Genomic DNA, 20,740 nt, shown 5'->3' on the forward strand with positions numbered 1-20,740 from the left:
AGGGGAGGCCCGCATGAGGGCCACGGATCGTAACAGCGCAGACAGCGACAGCAGCACGGCCGCACCGGGCCCCGCGCCCGGGGGCGGGACGGCGACCGCGCAGCGGCGGGCCGCCGGTGACGCGAGCCCACCCGCACGCGGCGGCGGAAGGTCCACGGGGCGGCGGGGGCTGCCGTGGGCCGTGATCGGACTGTGGATCGTCGTCCTCGCCGTCGCCGGCGTCTTCGCGGGGAAGCTCAACGGCGTCAAGCACGACGAGGCCGTCGACTACCTGCCCGCGAGCGCCCAGTCCACGCAGGTCGCCAAGATCCAGCAGCGGATGGCCGGCGGCAGCGCCACCGACCTCCTGCTCGTCTACGACCGGGCGGGCGGCCTCACCGCCGCGGACAGGGCCGCCGCCGCACGCCAGGCAGCCGAAGTGGGCCGCGCCTACCCGCTGGCCGCCCCCACCCCCGCGCCCGTCACCTCCGCGGACGGCCGCACCCTGATGATCCCGGTCTCCCTGGCGGAGAGCGCCGGCAAGCCCGAGGACATCGTCAAGGACGTCCGCGACCGGCTCGCCACCGGCCGCCCCGCCGGCCTCACCCTCGACATCGGCGGACCCGGGGCCGCCCAGGGCGACGCCAAGGCCGTCTTCGCCAGCATCGACGGCACGCTGCTCTACACCACCGCCGGGATCGTCGCCCTGCTGCTCATCCTCACCTACCGCAGCCCCTTCCTGTGGCTCGTCCCGCTCGGCGTCGTCGGCGTCGCCGCCGGCACCTCGATGGCCATCGTCTACGGGCTGGTCAAGGCCTTCGGGCTCACCGTCTCCGACATGAGCTCGTCCGTCATGACCGTGCTGATCTTCGGCGCGGGCACCGACTACGCCCTGCTGCTCATCTCCCGCTACCGCGAGGAGCTGCGCCGCGAACCCGAACCGTACGCGGCGATGCGCTCCGCCCTGCGCGGGGTCGGCCCCGCCGTCCTCACCTCCGCGGCGACCGTCGTCGCCGGCCTGCTCTGCCTGCTGGCCGCCGACCTCAACAGCAGCCGCGGCCTCGGGCCCGTGGGAGCCGTCGGCATCGTCTGCTCGCTGGCCGCCATGACCACGCTGCTGCCCGCCGTGCTCGTCCTGCTCGGCCGCCGCGTCTTCTGGCCGCTGATCCCCGCCTACGGCAGCGCGCCCCGCTCCGAGCGCGGCGTCTACCGGCGCATCGGCCTCTTCGTCACCCGCCGCCCGGTCGCGGTGCTCGCCGCCTCCACCGTCGCGGTCGGCGCCCTCGCGCTCGGCATCGGCAACCTGCCCGGCGCCCTCCACCAGGACGACACCTTCACCAGCACCCCGGAATCCGTCTCCGCCGACCACATCCTGCACCGGGCCTTCCCCCAACGCAGCGCCCAGGCCATCACCGTCGTCGTCCCCACCGCGAAGGCCGCCACCGCCAAGGCCGCCGCCGCGGCGACCGACGGCGTCGCCGGCGCCGCCACCGGCCGCACCGGCAACGGCTGGACGGAGATCAACGTCTACGCCGCCGCCGCGCCCGACACCGCGGCCGAGAAGGCCACCATCAAGCGGCTGCGGGCCGCCACCGCCGCGGACCACGGCCTCGTCGGCGGGCTCAGCGCCCAGACCATGGACACCGCGACGACCTCCTCGCGCGACCGCGATCTGGTCATCCCGCTCGTCCTGGCCGCCGTCTTCCTGCTGCTCACCGCCCTGCTGCGCAGCCTCGTCGCCCCGCTGCTGCTCACCGCCGCGATGGTCCTCGTCTGGGCCGCCGCCCTCGGCATCGGCGGCCTGATCTTCGGCCCCGTGCTGGGCTTCCACGGCATCGACCCCGGCCTGCCGCTGCTGAGCTTCGTCTTCCTGGTGGCGCTCGGCGTCGACTACGGCATCTTCCTGATGCACCGCATGCGCGAGGAGGCCCGCGCCGGGGCGGGACCAAAGGACGCGGCGGTCGCCGCACTCGACAGGACCGGCGGGGTCATCGCCTCGGCGGGGATCGTGCTCGCCGCGACCTTCACCGTCCTGGCGTCCCTGCCGCTGGTGATGATGGTCGAGATGGGCCTCGTCATCGCCCTCGGCGTCCTCCTCGACACCTTCGTCGTCCGCCCCTACCTCGTCCCCGCGGCCACCACCCTGCTGGGCAACCGGGTGTGGTATCCGTCGTCCCTGCCGCCGGCCCGCCGGTAGGGTCCGCGACGTCCCCCGCGGGGTGCACCCCGCGGGGACGGCCGCGCATCCCCCGCGCCCCTCCGGGGCGCACCCCGTCCGTGGAAGATGGAGCCGTGCTCAAGAGCCTCGACCTCGGCGTGAGGTCCCCCAGAGCGGCGGAGCCGCACGGCGCGGAAGCGCCCGGCCCGGCGGCACCGCCCGAGGTGTCAGGGCAGGACATCGCGCTGGCGGTCATCGTGCTCGCCGCGCAGGCCGCCATAGCGCTGGGCTTCCCGGAAGGAGTCCGCAGCCACCGGCCCGACGCGGTCGGCTGGATCCTGCTGGTGTCCAGCGCCGCCGTCCTCGCATGGCGGCGCCGCGCGCCGATGTGGTGCCTGCTCGGCATGCTCGTGGTGGTCGCGCCCTACCACTACCTGGAGAACATCCAGGAGGCCCCGCTGCTGTCCAGCGTCGTCGCGCTGTACTCCGTGGCGGTCGCGGGCCCGCCGCTGCGGACGTTCCTCGCGGTGCCGGCCGTCTTCGGCCTGATGGCCACGGTGATGACGACGATCGGCAAGGCCGCCGCCGGCACCGCGATGCTCCAGGGCGCGGGCTGGATAGTGGCGGTCGCGGTGGTCGGCGAGGTCGTCCGGATGCACCGGACGTACATCGCCGCGATCAAGGAGCGCGCCGACCGCGCCGAGCGCACGCGAGAGGAGGAGGCGGCCCGCCGGGTCGCCGAGGAGCGGCTGCGGATAGCGCGGGATCTGCACGACCTGCTCGCGCACAGCATCACCCTCATCGGCGTGCAGACGTCCGTGGCCGCGCACATCCTGGTCGCCGACCCCGAGCGGCTGGACCGTACGGCGGTGGCGGGCGCGCTCGACGCGATCGCCGAGACCTGCCGGGAGGCACGGGCCGAGCTGCGGACGACGCTGAAGGTGCTGCGCGCCGACAGCAACGGGCCGCTGCCGGACCTCGAAGGGATACCGGCACTGACCCGGGCCGCCGAGGCCGCGGGCGCCAAGGTCGACCTGGACCTCGACACCAAGCCGCTGCCCGTTCCGCCCGCCGTGGGCGCGGCGGCGTACCGGATCGTGCAGGAGGCGCTGACCAACGCCGTACGCCACTCCGGGGCGCTCTCGCCGCAGGTGCGGGTGAGTGTCGTGCGCGAGGGCGACGCCGTGCACGTGTGCGTCGAGGACGACGGTCCCGCGCCGGTCAAGCCGCCGGAGGCCGGGCGGCCCGAGGGCTTCGGGCTGGTCGGCATGCGCGAGCGGGCCCGCAGCGTCGGCGGCACCTTCACGGCGGGCCCGCGGGCCGACGGCGCCCCGGGCTTCACCGTCCTCGCCGTGCTGCCCTGCGGCGGAGCCGAACCGGGCGGGGCGGCCGCCCGGATCCCCGGACCCGCCGCCGAAGCCGCCACCGACCAACCGTGAGGGAGAGCCACAGATGACCACACCCGAACCGATCCGGGTGCTGCTCGCCGACGACCAGACGCTCGTGCGGGCGGCGTTCGCGATGCTCGTCGAATCGGCCCGCGACATGGAGGTGGTCGGCGAGGCGGGCAACGGCGCCGAGGCGGTGGCGGCGGCCCGCACGTCGCGCGCCGACGTCGTCGTCATGGACATCCGCATGCCGGTGATGGACGGCATCGAGGCCACCCGCACGATCGCCGCCGACGACGACCTCGCCGGGGTGCGCATCCTGGTGCTCACCACCTACGACGACGACGAACACGTGGTGGCGGCGCTGCGCGCGGGCGCGTCCGGCTTCATGGTCAAGGACACCCGGCCCGCCGAGCTGCTGGACGCGATCCGTACCGTCGCCGCCGGTGACGCGCTGCTGTCGCCCGGCCCCACCGCCCGGCTCATCGCCCGGGTGCTGCGGCTGCCCGACCGCCCGCCGGTCGCGGCGCCGGCGCCGGCCGCCGAGCGGCTCGCCGGGCTGTCCGACCGCGAGCGCGAGGTGCTCACCCTCGTCGCCCGCGGCCTGAACAACACCGAGGCCGGTGAGGCGCTGGGCCTCAGCCCGCTCACCGCCAAGACCCATGTGAGCCGCATCATGGGCAAGCTGGGCGCCCGCGACCGGGCCCAACTGGTCATCGCCGCCTACGAGTCCGGCCTCGTCGCGCCGGGCGCCGAGCGCTGAGCCGGCCCGCGCGGCGGCCGGCCCGGGGAGACGGCCCGCGGCGGTCGCGGCGTAGGCGAGAATGGCCGTATGAGTCTGTTCCGCGACGACGGCATCGTGCTGCGCACCCAGAAGCTGGGTGAGGCGGACCGGATCATCACGCTGCTGACCCGGCGGCACGGCCGGGTCCGCGCGGTCGCCCGCGGGGTGCGCCGCACGAAGTCGAAGTTCGGCGCCCGGCTGGAGCCCTTCAGCCATGTCGACGTGCAGTTCTTCGCCCGCGGCGGCGAGCTCGTCGGCCGCGGGCTGCCGCTGTGCACGCAGAGCGAGACCATCGCCCCGTACGGTGGCCCCATCGTCGCCGACTACGACCGCTACACCGCGGGCAGCGCCATGCTGGAGACCGCCGAGCGCTTCACCGACCACGAGGGCGAGCCCGCGGTGCAGCAGTACCTGCTGCTGGTGGGCGCCCTGCGCACGCTCGCCGCCGGGGACCACGACGCCCGGCTCGTCCTGGACGCCTTCCTGCTGCGCTCCCTCGCCGTCAACGGCTACGCCCCCAGCTTTGACGACTGCGCCAGGTGCGGCATGGCCGGTCCCAACCGTTTCTTCGCCATCGGCGCGGGCGGTGTGGTCTGCGGGGAGTGCCGCGTACCGGGAAGCGTCGTACCCTCGCGGGAGTCGCTGGAACTCCTCGGCGCGCTGCTCGGCGGCGACTGGGAGACCGCCGACGCCTGCGAGCCGCGGCACTGCCGTGAGGGCAGCGGCCTGGTCGCGGCCTACCTCCAGTGGCACCTGGAGCGCGGCCTGCGCTCCCTGCGGTTCGTCGAGAAGAACGAGAAGTCCGAGAACACCGGCAAGGCCGCCGCCCCGGCCGAGATGTAGGAGAAGCACGAGCATGGCACGTCGCGGGATTCTGGCCCGGAACCGGACCTCCTACCGCACTCCCGACCCGCACCCCTCCGGTGCCAGGCCGCCGAAGCTGCCCTCGGAGCTGGTGCCCAAGCACGTCGCGATCGTCATGGACGGCAACGGCCGCTGGGCGAAGGAGCGCGGTCTGCCCCGCACCGAGGGCCACAAGGTCGGTGAGGGCGTCGTCCTGGAGGTGCTCAAGGGCTGCCTGGAGCTCGGCGTCAAGAACCTGTCGCTCTACGCCTTCTCCACCGAGAACTGGAAGCGCTCGCCCGACGAGGTCCGCTTCCTCATGAACTTCAACCGCGACGTCATCCGCCGCCGCCGCGACGAGATGAACGAGCTCGGCATCCGCATCCGCTGGGCCGGCCGCATGCCGCGGATGTGGAAGTCCGTCGTCCAGGAGCTCCAGGTCGCCCAGGAGCAGACCGTCGGCAACGACGCGATGACGCTGTACTTCTGCCTCAACTACGGCGGCCGCGCGGAGATCGCCGACGCCGCCCAGGCCCTCGCCCGCGACGTCGCCGCGGGCAAGCTCGATCCGGGGAAGGTCAACGAGAAGACCTTCGCGAAGTACCTGTACTACCCGGACATGCCGGACGTCGACCTCTTCCTGCGCCCCAGCGGCGAGCAGCGCACGTCCAACTACCTGCTCTGGCAGAGCAGCTACGCCGAGATGGTCTTCCAGGACGTCCTGTGGCCCGACTTCGACCGCCGTGACCTGTGGCGGGCCTGCCACGAGTTCGCCAGCCGCGACCGCCGCTTCGGCGGCGCCCTCCCGAACGAGGCCCTCCCCACCACGTAGGGCGGTACGCCCTGGGCGGCGCGGGGGACTGCGCGGGCCACCGCGGCAACGACGGCAGTTGCTCCTCCGGGCCGGCGACGTCCCGCGCCGCGTGGGTGGCCGAGCGGTGCGTGCTTCCCGCGCCCCCGGCGGGCACCGCCCCGGGCGGGGGCCCGCTCAGGACTGCTGCGCGCAGTCGCGGCAGGTGCCGAAGATCTCGACGGTGTGGGCGACGTCCACGAAGCCGTGGTCGGAGGCCACCGCCTCGGCCCACCGCTCGACCGCGGGGCCCTCGACCTCGACCGCCTTGCCGCAGGAGCGGCAGACGAGGTGGTGGTGGTGCCCGCCGCCCGAGCAGCGGCGGTAGACGGACTCGCCCTCGCCCGTGCGGAGGACGTCGATCTCGCCCGCGTCGGCGAGGGACTGGAGCGTGCGGTAGACGGTCGTGAGGCCCACCGAGGCGCCGCGGTGCCTGAGGATGTCGTGCAGGTCCTGCGCGCTGCGGAATTCGTCGACCTCGTCGAGCGCGGCGGCCACGGCCGCCCGCTGCCGGGTCGCGCGCCCGGCGACCGGGGGAGCGCCGGCGGGCGCGGACTGCTTCGTGGTGGTCACCGGTGCCTCCTCATGACGGCGTGCGCGTCCCGACGCCCCCATTGTGCCAGCCCCGGCGCCGCCGGCAGAGCCGCCGGAGCGCGGGGGAGCCCGCGGCGGCGAACAGCACGAAGAGGGCCAGCGCGGCGAGCACGATGCTGGAGCCGGGCGGCACGTCGGCGTAGTAGGAGAAGACCGTGCCGGACAGCGCCACCGTGACCCCGATCAGCACGGACACCGCGAGCGTCCACGCGAAGCCCCGGGTGACCTGCTGGGCGGCGGCGACGGGGATCACCATGAGGGCGCTGACGAGCAGCAGGCCCACCGCCCGCATGGCGACGGTGACGGTGACGGCCGCGGTCACCGCGAGCAGCAGGTTGAGCGCGCGCACCGGCAGCCCGCCGACGTGCGCGAACTCCTCGTCGTGGCAGACGGCGAACAGCTGCCGCCGCAGCGTGAGCACCACGAGCAGCACGAAGGCGGCGAGCGCGGCCATCGGCGGGATGTCCTGCGGGGAGACGGTGCTGATGGAGCCGAACAGATACGTGGCGAGGTTGGCGTTGGAGCCGTTGGGCGCGAGGTAGATGATCATCACGCCGCCCGCCATGCCGCCGTAGAACAGCATCGCGAGCGCCAGGTCGCCGCGGGCCTTGCCGTAGGAGCGGATCAGCTCCATCGCGAGGGAGCCGGCCACCGAGACGGCGACGGCCGTCCACACCGGGCTGACCTGGAGCAGGAAGCCCAGCGCGACACCGGTGAGCGCGACGTGGCCGATGCCGTCGCCCATGATCGCCTGCCGCCGCTGCACCAGGAAGACGCCGACGGCGGGGGCGGTCGTCCCGACCAGCAGCGCGGCGAGCAGCGCGCGCTGCATGAAGGCGTAGTTCAGGAGGTCCATCGGTCCAGCGGTCCTTTCACCGGAGCGGCCGCCGGGTCGGCGTGCGGGTGGACGACGGCCTGCCCGGGGAGCGCGGGCCCGCGCGGCGGCCCGGTGTGCTCGACCCGGCCCTCGCGCAGCAGCACCGCGCGGTCGATGAGCGGTTCCAGCGGTCCCAGCTCGTGCAGGACGAGCAGCACGGAGGTGCCGGCCGCGGCCTGCGTGCGGACGGTGGCGGCCAGCACCTCCTGCGCGGCCAGGTCGACGCCTGCCATGGGCTCGTCCATGACGAGCAGTTCGGGCTCCCCGGCCAGCGCGCGGGCGATCAGCACCCGCTGGTGCTGGCCGCCGGACAGCGCGTCGACGCTCTCCCGGGCCCGGTCGGCGAGCCCCACCAGCTCCAGCGCGCGGGTGACGGCCGCGCGGTCGGCGCGGCGCGGAGGGCGCAGCCCGGTGCGGGCCAGCCGCCCGGAGGCGACGACCTCCCGTACGGTCGCGGGCACCCCGGCGGCCGCGGTCGTGCGCTGCGGCACGTAGCCGAGCCGGGCCCACTGCCGGAAGCGCGGGCCCGGCGTGCCGAACAGCTCCCACGCGCCCGCCGTCAGCCGCACCCGGCCGACCGCGGCGCGTACGGCCGTGGACTTGCCCGAGCCGTTCGCGCCCAGCAGCGCCACCACCTCGCCGGCGCCCACGGCCAGGTCGACGCCGTGCAGCACCTCGCGGCCGCCCAGCTCGGCGTGCGCCCCGCGCAGGCTCAGGACGGGGCCGCTCACGAGCGGACGCCCAGCGCCCGCTGGAGCGCGGCGAGGTTGCCGCGCTGGACGGCGAAGTAGTCCCTGCCGCGGGATTCGTCCGTGATGCCCTCGACCGGGTCGAGGACGTCGGTGCGCAGGTGCAGGTCGCCCGCGACGGTCCTGGCCGTCCTGTCGCTGACCAGCGTCTCGAAGAAGACGGTCGTGACGTGCTCGCGCCGGGCCAGGTCGTGCAGCGCCTTCATCCGGGCGGGGCTCGGCTCGGACTCGGGGTCGAGGCCGTTGATCGCCTCCTCGACCAGTCCGTAGCGCTCGGCGAGGTAGCCGAAGGCGGCGTGGGTGGTGACGAACGTGTCGGTGGAACGACGGCGCAGCCCGTCCCGGAAGGCGGTGTCCAGCGCGCCGAGCTGCGCCACCAGCGTGCCGGTGTTCCTCCCGTACGCGGCCGCGTGCGCCGGGTCGGCCGCCTCCAGGGCCTTGCCGACGCCCCTGGCCACCTCGGCGTAGCGCACCGGGTCCAGCCATATGTGCGGGTCCGAGCCGGCGTCCTCGCGGCTCGCGCCGCCGGAGCCGTCGTCGCCGGTGGTGTGGTGGCGGCCGTCCACCTCGGTGCCGTGGTCCTCCAGCGTGGTGAGCCGTGCGGCGTCCACGGTGTGCCCGACACCGGACTGCGCGACGGCGTCGTCCACGGCGGGCTGGAGGCCGTGCAGCGAGATGATCACATCGGCCTTCGTCAGCGCCGCGATCTGCTGCGGGGCCAGCTCCAGGTCGTGCGGCTCGACACCGGGTTTGGTCAGGTCCGTGACCCGCACGTACGGGCCGCCGATGCGCTCGGCGAGGAATGCCAGCGGATAGAAGGAGGCGGTGACCTCCAGCTTTCCGCCGCCCTTCGCGTCGCCGCCGCCGGAACCGGAGGTGCCGGAGCAGGCGGCCAGGGCGGGCACGGTCAGGGCGGCGGCAGCGACGAGCGCGACGGCGGGGATCACCCGGCGACTGGTGTTCATGACAGTCATTTTCATCTTAGATGGAAACGATTGTCAATTGCGTCGCGCACGGTACCGCCCGGGCCCGTCCTTGCAGGCCGCCCGACGGATTTGATAAGCGCCCCGTCCCCGCCGGTAATCTGGGGCAACTGACCCCTTCGTCGCACTGAAGAGAGCACCGTGGCCGCCGACAAGATCGACACCATCGTCAGCCTGAGCAAGCGCCGTGGCTTCGTATTCCCGAGCAGCGAGATCTACGGCGGCTCGAAGGCCGCCTGGGACTACGGGCCGCTGGGCGTCGAGCTGAAGGAGAACATCAAGCGCCAGTGGTGGCGGGCGATGGTCACCTCGCGCGAGGACGTGGTGGGCATCGACTCCTCGGTGATCCTCGCCCCCGAGGTGTGGGTCGCCTCCGGCCACGTCGCCACCTTCTCCGACCCGCTCACCGAGTGCACCTCGTGTCACAAGCGCTTCCGCGCCGACCACCTGGAGGAGGCGTACGAGGCCAAGCACGGCAAGCTCCCCGCCAACGGCCTCGCCGACATCAACTGCCCCCACTGCGGCACCAAGGGCGCCTTCACCGAGCCCAAGCAGTTCTCCGGGATGCTCCAGACGCACCTGGGCCCGACCCAGGACGCCGGCTCGCTCGCGTACCTGCGGCCCGAGACCGCGCAGGGCATCTTCGTGAACTTCGCCCAGGTGCAGATCGCGTCGCGCAAGAAGCCGCCGTTCGGCATCGCGCAGATGGGCAAGTCCTTCCGCAACGAGATCACGCCGGGCAACTTCATCTTCCGCACCCGTGAGTTCGAGCAGATGGAGATGGAGTTCTTCGTCAAGCCGGGCGAGGACGAGAAGTGGCACGAGTACTGGATGCAGGAGCGCTGGAACTGGTACACGGGCCTGGGCCTGCGTGAGGAGAACATGCGCTGGCTGGAGCACCCGAAGGAGAAGCTCTCCCACTACTCCAAGCGCACCGCCGACATCGAGTACCGCTTCAACTTCGGCGGCCAGGAGTTCAGCGAGCTGGAGGGCGTCGCCAACCGCACGGACTTCGACCTCGCCGCGCACTCCAAGGGCTCCGGCCAGGACCTGCTGTACTTCGACCAGGAGGCCAACGAGCGCTGGTACCCGTACGTCATCGAGCCGGCGGCCGGCGTGAACCGCGCGATGCTCGCGTTCATGCTCGACGCGTACAACGAGGACGAGGCGCCCAACGCGAAGGGCACCATGGAGAAGCGCACCGTCATGCGCCTGGACCCGCGGCTCGCCCCGGTCAAGGTCGCCGTCCTGCCGCTGTCCCGCAACGCCGAGCTGTCCCCGAAGGCGAAGGGCCTCGCCGCCGCGCTGCGGAAGAACTGGAACATCGAGTTCGACGACGCCGGCGCCATCGGCCGCCGCTACCGCCGCCAGGACGAGATCGGCACGCCGTTCTGCGTCACGGTGGACTTCGACACGCTCGACGACAACGCGGTGACCGTGCGCGAGCGCGACACCATGACGCAGGAGCGCGTCTCCCTCGACCAGGTCGAGACCTACCTCGCGGGCCGGCTGCTGGGCTGCTGAGCCGGGTCCGGCGGGGCGGGTCCCTCCGCCCCGCCGGACCGGGCGGCCGCCGGGACCTCTCCCGGTGGCGGACCGGCCGCGCGGTCTCCCCGCGCCCCGGTCCGTTGCCCTCTGCGGCAGGCGCACCCCGGCGGGGTGCCCCTGCGGCAGAGGGCTGACGTGTTCCAGGAGCACGGGGAGACCACGCGGCCGGCAGCGGCACCCGCCCGGCGGCGGAAGGGGGCGCCCCCTCAGGCGACCGTACGCGGCAGCCGGAAGCTCAGGGCGACCTGGGCCGCGACCGCCGCGAGCTGGGCCAGCAGGGTCCAGACCAGGGCGTCCCTCACCCCCACGGACGTGGAGAGCGTCAGGAAGAGCGTGCCCAGCGTGGCGACGCCCAGCGCGAGGCTGGCCTGCTGGGTGGTGGCCATGGCGCCGCCGCCCACTCCCGCCCGCGCCGCGGGCACCTCGCTCAGGACGATGCGGAAGACGACGGGCAGCAGGAAGCCCTGGCCGAAACCGGTCAGCGCCATGCCCGGCGCGAGCGCCCAGACCCCGAGGTGGGGCCAGCCCCAGAAGAAGGTGCCGGTGAGCGTGAGCAGGCCCGCGGCCTGGACCAGGGAGCCGCCCGTGACCGTGAGCCGCCCGAAGCGGGCCACGACGCGCGGGCCCAGCAGCGAGGCCGCGAAGAAGGCGGCGGACAGCGGTGCGAGCGCGGCGCCCGCCGAGAGCGCCCCAAAGCGCAGCCCGTCCTGCATGGCCACGGCGAGCACGAACATGAAGCCGCCGAAGCCGACGCACAGCGGCAGGATGAGCAGCAGCCCGCTGCGCACGCTGTGTATCCGCAGCAGCGACGGCGGCAGCAGCGGGTCGCCGCCGGTCCGCTCCCCGCGGCGCTCGACGGCGACGAACGCCGCGCCCGCGAAGGGCGAGACGCCCAGCAGCACCCACGACCACAGCGGCCAGCCGGCCGCGCGCCCCTCGGTGAGGGGCAGCAGCAGGGCGACGAGCGTCACGGCGAGCAGGACGGTGCCGGGCCGGTCGACACGCGCCGGGTTGTCCGAGCGCGTCTCGGGCACGGACTTCCACGCCAGCGCCAGCGCGACCGCCGCGATGGGCACGTTGACGAGGAAGACCGACCGCCAGCCGGTGCCCGCGATGTCCGCGGAGACCAGCACCCCGCCGAGCACCTGCCCGACGACGCTCGCGATGCCCGCGGTGGCGCCGTAGTAGCTCAGCGCCCGGCCGCGGCTGCTGCCGGAGGTGGCGGCCTGGATGGTGGCGAGCGCCTGCGGCAGCAGCAGCGCGGAGGCCGCGCCCTGTGCGATGCGGGCGGCCACCAGCGTCCAGGCGGTCGGGGCGAGCCCGCACGCGAGCGAGGTCACCGCGAAGAGGCCGAGGCCCCACAGGAAGAGGGTGCGGCGGCCGAACAGGTCGCCCAGCCGGCCGCCGAGCACGAGCAGGACGGCGTAGGCGACGCCGTACCCGGCCACCACCATCTCCAGCACCGCGGGTCCCGCGGCGAGATCGCGGTCGATGGTCGGCAGAGCCACGTTGACGATGAAGAAGTCGACCATCGGGAGGGCGGCGCCGAGCAGTACGGTCAGCAGTCCGAGCGCGCTCAGCACGGGTGCCGCGGGCGGCGCGGCGGGAACGGGGGCCGGTGCCGCGATGCGGGTCACGCGGGGCAGCACCTGGGCCCGGGAGGCGAGGGTCTTGTTCATGTCGGTCACGTCATCCACACTGGACCCGCGCTCAAGGGGGTACCAGAGAGCGTTTATCCAGGTATACCGAGCACCTGGCAACTGGCTGCCGCATCGGGCACGCTGGACGCATGACCACCTCACCGGCCCCCGCGCCCCCACCGACCGCGCTCGTGCCCGCGCACGTACCCGGGGCCGGGCCGGACAAGGAGTCCGGGGAGAGCCGGCGGCGCGAGCTGGCGCACTTCCTGCGCAGCCGCCGCGAACGCATCTCGCCCGAGCAGGTCGGGCTGCCGCCGGGGCGCCGGCGGCGCACGCCGGGGCTGCGCCGCGAGGAGGTCGCGCAGCTCGCCGCGGTCGGGGTCACCTGGTACACGTGGCTGGAGCAGGCCCGCGACATCAGGGTGTCGGGGCAGGTCGCGGACGCCATCGCCCGCGCGCTGATGCTCGACGTGGGGGAGCGCAGCCACCTGTTCACGCTGGCCGGCGTCACCGACCCGCACCCGCACCTGGACGGTCCGGCCATGTCCCCGGGCATGCGCGCCATGCTCGACCAGCTGGAGCCGCTGCCCGCCGCGGTCTTCAACAGCCGTTTCGACATCGTCGCGTACAACCGCACCTACGGGCGGCTGGTGACGGACCTGGACGCGCTGCCCGCCGAGGACCGCAACGTCATGTGGCTCGCCTTCACCCACCCGCTGTGGCGCGAGCGGATGCTCGACCGCGAGCAGAACACCCGGCTGATGGCGGGCAAGTTCCGTACGTCGATGGCCCAGCACATCGGTGAGCCCGGCTGGAAGGAGCTGCTGCGCCGGCTCCAGCAGAATTCGGCGGAGTTCCGCGAGGCCTGGGAGCGGCACGACGTGCTGCGGCCGGGCAGCCACGTCAAGCGCTACGTCAACCCCGATGTGGGCCTGCTCGCCTTCGACTTCAGCCACCTGTGGCTCGGCCCGCAGGACGGCCCGCGGATGACCGTCTACTCCCCGGCGGACGCGCGGACCCGCGAGCGGCTGGACCAGCTGATGCGGATCGTGACCGCCGAACGCCGCCCCGCCGCGGTCTAAAATCACCGGATGACCCCCACCCGCGCCACCGCGTCCGGTCTGCGTGAGCTGACCCGCGCGACGGTACGTGCCCAGATCGCCGAGCGGGCGATGGAGCTCTTCCTCGCCCAGGGCTTCGAGGAGACCACGGTCGAGCAGATCGCGGCCCAGGTCGGCATGTCGGCGCGCAGCGTCTTCCGGTACTTCGCGACCAAGGAGGACATGGTCGTCGGCAGCATGCAGGAGTCCGGCGCGGTGCTCGCCGCCGCACTCGCCGAGCGGCCCGCGGAGGAGAGCCCGTGGGAGGCGCTGCGCGGCGCCCTCGGCGTCCTGCTCGCGGGCATCGCGCAGAACAGGGAGAGCGCGCTCGCCCGGTCCCGGATGTTCGCGAGCACTCCCGCGCTGCGCGCCGCCCGCCTGCAGAAGCACGCCCGCTGGCGCGAACTCCTGGAGCCCGGCGTGCTCTCGCGGCTCCCGGAGGGTCCGGCCGCCGAGCGTGAACTGCGCGCCGCCGCGATCACGACCGCCGTTCTGGGCTGCTTCGACATCGCCCTGACCCGCTGGTCGGCGGCGGGCGGTACGGGCGACGCGGGTGAACTGCTGGACGCCGCGATCCGCGCGGTGCGCGAGTGACGTGGGGGCGGGGCCGGCGGATCAGCCGTCCTGCCGGAAGGCGGCCAGGCCGGCGGTGATCCGGTCCAGGGTCGCGAGATCGTCCGGCGGGAGGGCGAGGAGGGCCGGGGGAGGGGTGCCGAGGATCGCGTTGGCGCGGGCCGCCGCCGCCAGCCCCTCCGGGGTGGCGGACACGATCTTGGACCGCCGGTCCGCCGGGTCCTGGGTGCGCTGGACGAGGCCGCGCTGCTCCAGGTCGTCCACCAGGAGCGTCATGTAGGGCCGGTCGGAGGCCAGTTCGGCGGCCAGCTCGCTCATCCGGTAGGGGTGCTTGGCGATCCGGCGCAGCGCCTTGACGCGGTAGAAGCTCATGCCGAGGGCGTCGGCGACCTCCTTGCGGCGCTCGTTGCGCTCCAGCACGAGCGCGCGCAGGTGGCCCCAGACCCGCTCGGCCGCGGTCTGCTCCTCCCCGCCCTGCGCCTGCGGGGGATCGCTCGGGGGATCCACCTCGTGCCGTGCCGTCGCCGCGCTGGTCACGTCTTCACCGCCATCCGGTTCTCCGCCGCCTCGGGGGCCATGAGCAGCCCGGCCGTACGATCCGCCGTGCGCCTGGCCCACCGGCCGGTCGTGAGCGTACCGAGCGCGAGCACCGCCGCACCACAACCGGTGATGATCCACCACGCCCCCTGGTGCAGTCCGGCCGCCAGCGCCGCGCCCAGCACCGCGACGCCGAGGGACTGCCCCACCTGGCGGCTCGTCGACGCGACCGCCGCCGCCACGCCCGCCTGGGCGCGCGGCATGCCGGACACGGCGGTGTTGGTGATCGGCGCGTTCACGAAGCCGAAGCCGATGCCGAACAGCACGTAGGCCGGGAAGAGCAGCGCGTTCGCCGACTGGGCGTCGAAGCCCGCGAAGAGCACGCCGCTCGCCGTCATCGTGGCGCCCGCCAGCACCAGCGGGATCCGCGGGCCGCGCGAGCCGACGAGCCGGCCGGACAGCGGGGCGAAGACCAGCGCCATCGCGGCCATCGGCAGCATGTACAGGCCCGCGTCCAGCGCCGACAGCCCGCGGGTGTTCTGCAGGTAGAGGGTGTTCAGGAAGAGGAAGCCGCCCAGCGCGGCGAAGCCGCACACCGCGATGACGGTCGCGCCGCTGAAGGGGACGCTGCGGAAGAAGCGGGTGTCGATGAGCGGGTCGTCGCGCCGGGACTCGTAGCGCGCGAGCGTCACCGCGGCCGCGGCCGCCACGACGAAGCAGGTGAGGATCTCCGGTGAGGTCCAGCCCGCGCCGGAGCCCTCGATGATGCCGTACGTCAGGGTGCCCAGCAGCGCGACCACGAGCACCTGCCCGACCGGGTCGATCCGGCGGGCGCGCGGTGCGCGCGACTCGGGCACGAAGCGGGCGGTCAGCAGCAGCGCGGCCAGCCCGATCGGCACGTTGATCCAGAAGATCGCCCGCCAGCCGACCGACTGCACGAGCGCGCCGCCCACGATCGGCCCCGCAGCCATCGAGATGCCGACGACCGCGCCCCACACGCCGATCGCCCGAGCCCTCTCGCGCGGTTCGTGGAAGGTGTTGGTGATGATCGACATCGCCACCGGGTTGAGCATCGAGCCGCCCACCGCCTGCACCATCCGGAAGACGATGAGCCACCCGAGGCTCGGCGCGAGGCTGCACAGCAGTGATCCGGCGGTGAAGACGGCCAGTCCGGTCTGGAAGATCCGCTTGCGCCCGACGCGGTCGGCGGTCGAGCCGGAGAGCAGCAGCAGCGAGGCGATGACCAGCAGATACGCGTCGATCGTCCACTGGAGGCCGGAGACGGAGGAGTGGAAGTCCTTCTGCAGCGACGGCAGCGCGACGTTGAGGATCGTGTTGTCGAGGCTGACGATCAGCAGGCTCATGCAGCAGATCGCGAGGATGAGCATGCGGCGGCGGGAGGTCGTGGTGTCCGGTGCTTCCGCGGCGTCCGGCATGTTGATGGCAAGTCCAATGGTTGTAGGGATGTAATCGTTACTACTGTACAACCATTCGTGCGGCCGGTGACCGGCGCCCGCGGAGCACGCGGGCGCACCCCGGCGCACGGGGGGCGGGACCGCACCCTGCGGCGGAGCACGCGGGCGCACTTCGCGGGTACGGGACAATGGACCCCATGACCGCTGACACCACCCCGGCCCCGGCCCCGACCGCGCCCGGCGCCCTGCGGATCGGCCCGCACACCGTGTGGCCGCCGGTCGTGCTCGCGCCCATGGCCGGCATCACCAACGCGCCCTTCCGCACGCTGTGCCGGGAGTCCAGCGGCGGCAAGGGGCTCTTCGTCAGCGAGATGATCACCACCCGCGCCCTGGTCGAGCGCAACGAGAAGACGATGCAGCTCATCCACTTCGACCCGGCCGAGACGCCGCGCTCCATCCAGCTCTACGGCGTCGACCCGGCGACCGTCGGCAAGGCCGTGCGGATGATCGTCGACGAGGACCTCGCCGACCACATCGACCTCAACTTCGGCTGTCCCGTCCCCAAGGTCACCCGCAAGGGCGGCGGCTCCGCGCTCCCGTACAAGCGGCCGCTGCTGCGGGCCATCCTGCGCGAGGCCGTCACCAACGCGGGCGACCTGCCCGTCACCATCAAGATGCGCAAGGGCATCGACGACGACCACCTCACCTACCTCGACGCCGGGCGGATCGCCGTCGAGGAGGGCGTCACCGCGGTCGCCCTGCACGGCCGCACCGCGGCGCAGCACTACGGCGGCACCGCCGACTGGGACGCCATCGCGCGCCTGAAGGAGCACGTGCCCGAGATCCCCGTCCTCGGCAACGGCGACATCTGGTGCGCGCAGGACGCGCTGCGGATGATGCGGGCCACCGGCTGCGACGGCGTCGTCGTCGGCCGCGGCTGCCTCGGGCGGCCCTGGCTCTTCGGCGACCTCGTCGCCGCCTTCGAGACGCCGGACGAGCCGCCCGCCGCCCTCGGCTTCGGCCAGGTCGCCGCCGTCATGCGGCGGCACGCCGAACTCCTCGGCCGCTGGCTCGGCGACGAGGCACGCGGCGTCATCGACTTCCGCAAGCACGTGCCCTGGTACACCAAGGGCTTCGCGGTCGGCTCCGAGGCCCGCCGCGCCCTGGCCTCCGCGTCCTCGCTCGCCGAACTGGACGCCCACCTCGCGGGCCTGGACCTCGACCAGCCGTGGCCGGCCGGGGCGGACGGGCCCCGCGGCCGGACGGCGCCGGGCAAGCGGGTCGTCCTGCCGGACGGGTGGCTGGACGACCCCTTCACCTGCGACGTCCTCTCCGAGGACGCGGAGTCCGCCACCTCCGGCGGCTGAACCGCGCCCGCCCCGCGGGGCACACCGGGGGCGCCGGGAACCGAGCGGCCGGCCTGCCGCCGTGGCCCACGCCGTCACCGGCCGCACAGGGCGGTCCGGTTCTCCCCCGGGTGCCCCCAGGACCACCGGCCGGTGGGTGGTTGCGCGGGCGGTTCCCCCGCGCCCCTGGCGTGCCCCGCGGGCGCGTTCGCAGGGTCCGAACGGTGGGACACGCGAGGGTGATTCCGCTCACAAGGCGAGTCACCGCGCTCATGTGAGCGCGCAACTGAGCGCGTCACCTCTCGAATGACGCCTGCGGCCACCGGGCCGGCCCGCGTGCAGAGGCTCACCGCAACGGTCACGCTCCGCCACCACGGCCCATGAGTCGCTCGCGCAGGGGAACCGTGGCTTCGGCTTGTGAACGCGGGGTGAAGCCCCGTTGAAGGGGCGGGGACTTTCGATGTGAACGCAGACGGGGGTCTGCACCCGTGTGTCGTACGGATGGACGCCTTGCGAAGCCTTCGAGATGGGTACGCTCCCCGCCGTCAGGGCAACCCGTTGCGAGGAGTCGAGGCCCAGTGTCGGCACGGCAGAAGCAGCAGAAATTCGTCTACGACTTCACTGAGGGCAACAAGGACCTCAAGGACCTGCTCGGCGGGAAAGGTGCGAACCTCGCCGAGATGACCAACCTCGGCCTCCCGGTCCCTCCCGGGTTCACGATCACGACCGAGGCGTGCCGGGTCTACCTGGAGTCCGGCGCGGAGCCGCCCGCGCTGCGCGACGAGGTGAGTGCGCACCTCGAAGCGCTGGAGCAGCGGATGGGCAAGAAGCTCGGCCAGGCCGACGACCCGCTGCTGGTGTCGGTCCGCTCGGGGGCCAAGTTCTCGATGCCGGGGATGATGGACACCGTCCTCAACATCGGGCTGTCGGACGCGTCCGTCGCGGGGCTGGCCGCACAGGCGGACAACGAGCGCTTCGCGTGGGACTCGTACCGCCGCCTGGTGCAGATGTTCGGCAAGACCGTGATGGACGTCGACGGCGACCTGTTCGAGGACGCGCTGGAGGCGGCCAAGCGCGCCAAGGGCGCCGCCAGCGACCTCGACCTGGACGCCGCCGACCTGCGGCAGCTCGTCGCGGACTTCCAGAAGATCGTGAAGGCGGAGACCGGACGGGACTTCCCGCAGGATCCGCGCGAGCAGATGGACCTCGCCGTACGGGCGGTCTTCGCGTCGTGGAACGGCGAGCGGGCCCGCCTCTACCGCCGCCAGGAGCGCATCCCCGGCGACCTGGGCACCGCCGTGACCATCTGCTCCATGGTCTTCGGCAACCTCGGCGCCGACTCCGGCACGGGCGTGGCCTTCACGCGCGACCCGGCGAGCGGTGCGCAGGGCACGTACGGCGACTACCTGCAGAACGCGCAGGGCGAGGACGTCGTCGCCGGTATCCGCAACACCGTGCCGCTCGCCGAGCTGGAGACGATCGACAAGACGTCGTACGACCGGCTGACGGCGATCATGCAGACGCTGGAGGAGCACTACAAGGACCTGTGCGACATCGAGTTCACCATCGAGCGCGGGCAGTTGTGGATGCTCCAGACCCGGGTCGGCAAGCGGACGGCCGCGGCGGCGTTCCGTATCGCGACGCAACTCGTCGACCAGGGCGTCATCGACGAGGCGGAGGCGCTGCGGCGGGTCACCGGGGGGCAGCTGGCGCAGCTGATGTTCCCGCGGTTCGACGACGAGGTCGCCGACAGCGGCCAGGTGCGGCGGATCGGCTGGGGCATCGCGGCCTCGCCGGGCGCGGCGGTCGGCAAGGCGGTCTTCGACTCCTACACCGCGGTGAAGTGGTCACGCTCGGGTGAGCAGGTCATCCTCATCCGCCGGGAGACCAACCCGGACGACCTCAACGGCATGATCGCCGCCGAGGGCATCCTCACCTCCCGCGGCGGCAAGACCTCGCACGCCGCCGTGGTGGCCCGCGGCATGGGCAAGACGTGCGTGTGCGGCGCGGAGGAGCTGGAGGTCGACACCAAGCGGCGCCGGCTGACGGCACCGGGCGGCCTGGTGATAGAGGAGGGCGACCTCATCTCGATCGACGGCTCGTCCGGCAAGGTCTACCTCGGCGAGGTGCCCGTCGTGCCGTCGCCCGTCGTCGAGTACTTCGAGGGCCGCATGCACGCCGGGGAGGACGAGGCCGACGGGCTGGTGCAGGCGGTGCACCGGATCATGGCCTACGCCGACCGGATCCGCAGGCTCCAGGTGCGGGCCAACGCCGACAACGCCGAGGACGCCGCGCGGGCACGGCGGTTCGGCGCGCAGGGCATCGGGCTGTGCCGCACCGAGCACATGTTCCTGGGCGAGCGGCGGGAGCTGGTCGAGCGGCTGGTGCTCGCCCACACCGACGCCGAGCGCGAGGACGCCCTCGCCGCGCTGCTGCCGCTGCAGAAGGCCGATTTCATCGAGCTCTTCGAGGCGATGGACGGACTGCCGGTCACCGTACGGCTGCTGGACCCGCCGCTGCACGAGTTCCTGCCCGACATCACGGAGCTGTCCGTGCGCGTCGCGCTCGCCGAGTCCCGCAAGGACGCCAACGAGAACGACCTGCGGCTGCTCCAGGCCGTCCACAAGCTGCACGAGCAGAACCCGATGCTGGGCCTGCGCGGGGTGCGCCTCGGCCTCGTCATCCCGGGCCTGTTCGCGATGCAGGTACGGGCCATCGCGGAGGCCGCCGCGCACCGCAGGGCCGCGAAGGGCGACCCGCGCCCCGAGATCATGATCCCGCTGGTCGGCACGGTGCAGGAGCTGGAGATCGTCCGCGAGGAGGCCGACCGCGTCATCGCCGGCGTGGAGGCGGCCACCGGGACGCGGCTGAAGCTCGCCATCGGCACGATGATCGAGCTGCCGCGCGCGGCCCTGACCGCGGGCCAGATCGCGGAGGCCGCGGAGTTCTTCTCCTTCGGCACCAACGACCTGACCCAGACCGTCTGGGGCTTCTCACGCGACGACGTGGAGGCGTCCTTCTTCACCGCCTACCTGGAGAAGGGCATCTTCGGCGTCTCCCCGTTCGAGACGATCGACCGCGACGGCGTCGGCTCCCTCGTCCGCAGCGCGGCCGAGGCCGGCCGGGCCACCCGCCCCGGCCTCAAACTCGGCATCTGCGGCGAGCACGGCGGCGACCCGGAGTCCGTCCACTTCTTCCACCAGGTGGGCCTGGACTACGTCTCCTGCTCCCCCTTCCGCATCCCCGTCGCCCGTCTGGAGGCCGCCCGCGCCACCACCCTGACCCCCTGACCGGGCCGGCCCGCGGGCCCACCGCCGGCGGCCCCATGCCCTGGGGGCCGAACCCTCACCGACCGGTGGCCCGCCCCGGCCCACCC

General features: G+C 73.5%; 17 protein-coding genes. 10 read left to right on the forward strand and 7 right to left on the reverse strand.

The window, feature by feature from the left end; genetic code table 11:
- The first annotated feature begins 181 nt into the window (after positions 1-181).
- The 5 genes from ACH4SE_RS11050 to ACH4SE_RS11070 all read left to right on the forward strand — a co-directional run bounded on the left by ACH4SE_RS11050 (position 182) and on the right by ACH4SE_RS11070 (position 5,984).
- Positions 182-2,176: an MMPL family transporter gene (locus tag ACH4SE_RS11050; protein ID WP_398543024.1), complete on the forward strand. Its 1,995-nt coding sequence runs from the start codon at positions 182-184 to the stop codon at positions 2,174-2,176.
- 95 nt (positions 2,177-2,271) lie between these two features.
- Positions 2,272-3,576, forward strand: a complete 1,305-nt coding sequence (locus tag ACH4SE_RS11055; RefSeq protein ID WP_398543025.1) for a sensor histidine kinase — start codon at positions 2,272-2,274, stop codon at positions 3,574-3,576.
- Positions 3,577-3,589: 13 nt separating this feature from the next.
- Positions 3,590-4,288, forward strand: coding sequence for a response regulator (locus tag ACH4SE_RS11060; RefSeq protein ID WP_398543026.1), 699 nt, complete (start codon positions 3,590-3,592; stop codon positions 4,286-4,288).
- Positions 4,289-4,357: 69 nt separating this feature from the next.
- Positions 4,358-5,152 (forward strand): DNA repair protein RecO, encoded by a 795-nt coding sequence (recO, locus tag ACH4SE_RS11065; RefSeq protein ID WP_398543027.1) that lies wholly within the window; start codon positions 4,358-4,360, stop codon positions 5,150-5,152.
- 13 nt (positions 5,153-5,165) lie between these two features.
- The gene (locus tag ACH4SE_RS11070) at positions 5,166-5,984 is read left to right on the forward strand and encodes an isoprenyl transferase (RefSeq protein ID WP_398543028.1); all 819 of its coding nucleotides are present in this window, start codon (positions 5,166-5,168) and stop codon (positions 5,982-5,984) included.
- 156 nt (positions 5,985-6,140) lie between these two features.
- Here the strand turns inward: ACH4SE_RS11070 and ACH4SE_RS11075 are convergent, their stop codons facing one another.
- From ACH4SE_RS11075 to ACH4SE_RS11090, 4 genes are read right to left on the reverse strand one after another with little or no spacing between them, the layout of a single operon-like run.
- Positions 6,141-6,617: a Fur family transcriptional regulator gene (locus ACH4SE_RS11075; protein WP_398543029.1), complete on the reverse strand. Its 477-nt coding sequence runs from the start codon at positions 6,615-6,617 to the stop codon at positions 6,141-6,143.
- A complete protein-coding gene (locus ACH4SE_RS11080; protein WP_398543030.1) occupies positions 6,586-7,452 on the reverse strand; it encodes a metal ABC transporter permease in 867 nt (288 codons plus the stop codon). Before ACH4SE_RS11080 ends, ACH4SE_RS11075 begins: the two co-directional genes overlap by 32 nt.
- Positions 7,440-8,204 carry a metal ABC transporter ATP-binding protein gene (locus ACH4SE_RS11085; RefSeq protein ID WP_398543031.1) on the reverse strand — a complete coding sequence of 255 codons (765 nt, stop codon included), beginning with the start codon at positions 8,202-8,204 and terminating at the stop codon, positions 7,440-7,442. Before ACH4SE_RS11085 ends, ACH4SE_RS11080 begins: the two co-directional genes overlap by 13 nt.
- Positions 8,201-9,187, reverse strand: coding sequence for a metal ABC transporter substrate-binding protein (locus ACH4SE_RS11090; RefSeq protein WP_398543032.1), 987 nt, complete (start codon positions 9,185-9,187; stop codon positions 8,201-8,203). Before ACH4SE_RS11090 ends, ACH4SE_RS11085 begins: the two co-directional genes overlap by 4 nt.
- Positions 9,188-9,346: 159 nt before the next feature.
- Here ACH4SE_RS11090 and ACH4SE_RS11095 point away from each other — a divergent pair, with 159 nt between their 5' ends.
- Positions 9,347-10,729 carry a glycine--tRNA ligase gene (locus ACH4SE_RS11095; RefSeq protein WP_398543033.1) on the forward strand — a complete coding sequence of 461 codons (1,383 nt, stop codon included), beginning with the start codon at positions 9,347-9,349 and terminating at the stop codon, positions 10,727-10,729.
- Positions 10,730-10,959: 230 nt separating this feature from the next.
- Here the strand turns inward: ACH4SE_RS11095 and ACH4SE_RS11100 are convergent, their stop codons facing one another.
- Entirely contained in the window at positions 10,960-12,432 is a 1,473-nt protein-coding gene (locus ACH4SE_RS11100) for an MFS transporter (RefSeq protein ID WP_398543202.1), read from the reverse strand.
- Positions 12,433-12,542: 110 nt separating this feature from the next.
- Between ACH4SE_RS11100 and ACH4SE_RS11105 the strand changes: the two genes are divergently transcribed.
- Both ACH4SE_RS11105 and ACH4SE_RS11110 read left to right on the forward strand, forming a co-directional pair.
- Positions 12,543-13,475, forward strand: coding sequence for a helix-turn-helix transcriptional regulator (locus tag ACH4SE_RS11105; RefSeq protein ID WP_398543034.1), 933 nt, complete (start codon positions 12,543-12,545; stop codon positions 13,473-13,475).
- Positions 13,476-13,484: 9 nt separating this feature from the next.
- Positions 13,485-14,087 (forward strand): TetR/AcrR family transcriptional regulator, encoded by a 603-nt coding sequence (locus tag ACH4SE_RS11110; RefSeq protein WP_398543035.1) that lies wholly within the window; start codon positions 13,485-13,487, stop codon positions 14,085-14,087.
- Positions 14,088-14,108: 21 nt separating this feature from the next.
- Here ACH4SE_RS11110 and ACH4SE_RS11115 read toward each other — a convergent pair whose 3' ends face one another.
- The gene (locus ACH4SE_RS11115) at positions 14,109-14,603 is read right to left on the reverse strand and encodes a MarR family winged helix-turn-helix transcriptional regulator (protein ID WP_398543036.1); all 495 of its coding nucleotides are present in this window, start codon (positions 14,601-14,603) and stop codon (positions 14,109-14,111) included.
- On the reverse strand, positions 14,600-16,039 hold the full coding sequence (locus tag ACH4SE_RS11120; protein ID WP_398543037.1) for an MFS transporter: 1,440 nt from the start codon (positions 16,037-16,039) through the stop codon (positions 14,600-14,602). Before ACH4SE_RS11120 ends, ACH4SE_RS11115 begins: the two co-directional genes overlap by 4 nt.
- A 176-nt stretch (positions 16,040-16,215) precedes the next feature.
- On the opposite strand from ACH4SE_RS11120, the gene dusB reads away from it, so the two are divergent.
- Positions 16,216-17,385 carry a tRNA dihydrouridine synthase DusB gene (dusB, locus tag ACH4SE_RS11125; RefSeq protein ID WP_398543038.1) on the forward strand — a complete coding sequence of 390 codons (1,170 nt, stop codon included), beginning with the start codon at positions 16,216-16,218 and terminating at the stop codon, positions 17,383-17,385.
- Between the two features lie 557 nt (positions 17,386-17,942).
- The gene (gene ppdK, locus ACH4SE_RS11130) at positions 17,943-20,654 is read left to right on the forward strand and encodes a pyruvate, phosphate dikinase (RefSeq protein ID WP_398543039.1); all 2,712 of its coding nucleotides are present in this window, start codon (positions 17,943-17,945) and stop codon (positions 20,652-20,654) included.
- Positions 20,655-20,740: the final 86 nt, after the last annotated feature.

Origin of the sequence: Streptomyces sp. NPDC020983, from assembly GCF_044333485.1 — a bacterium.
Classification (GTDB): domain Bacteria; phylum Actinomycetota; class Actinomycetes; order Streptomycetales; family Streptomycetaceae; genus Actinacidiphila.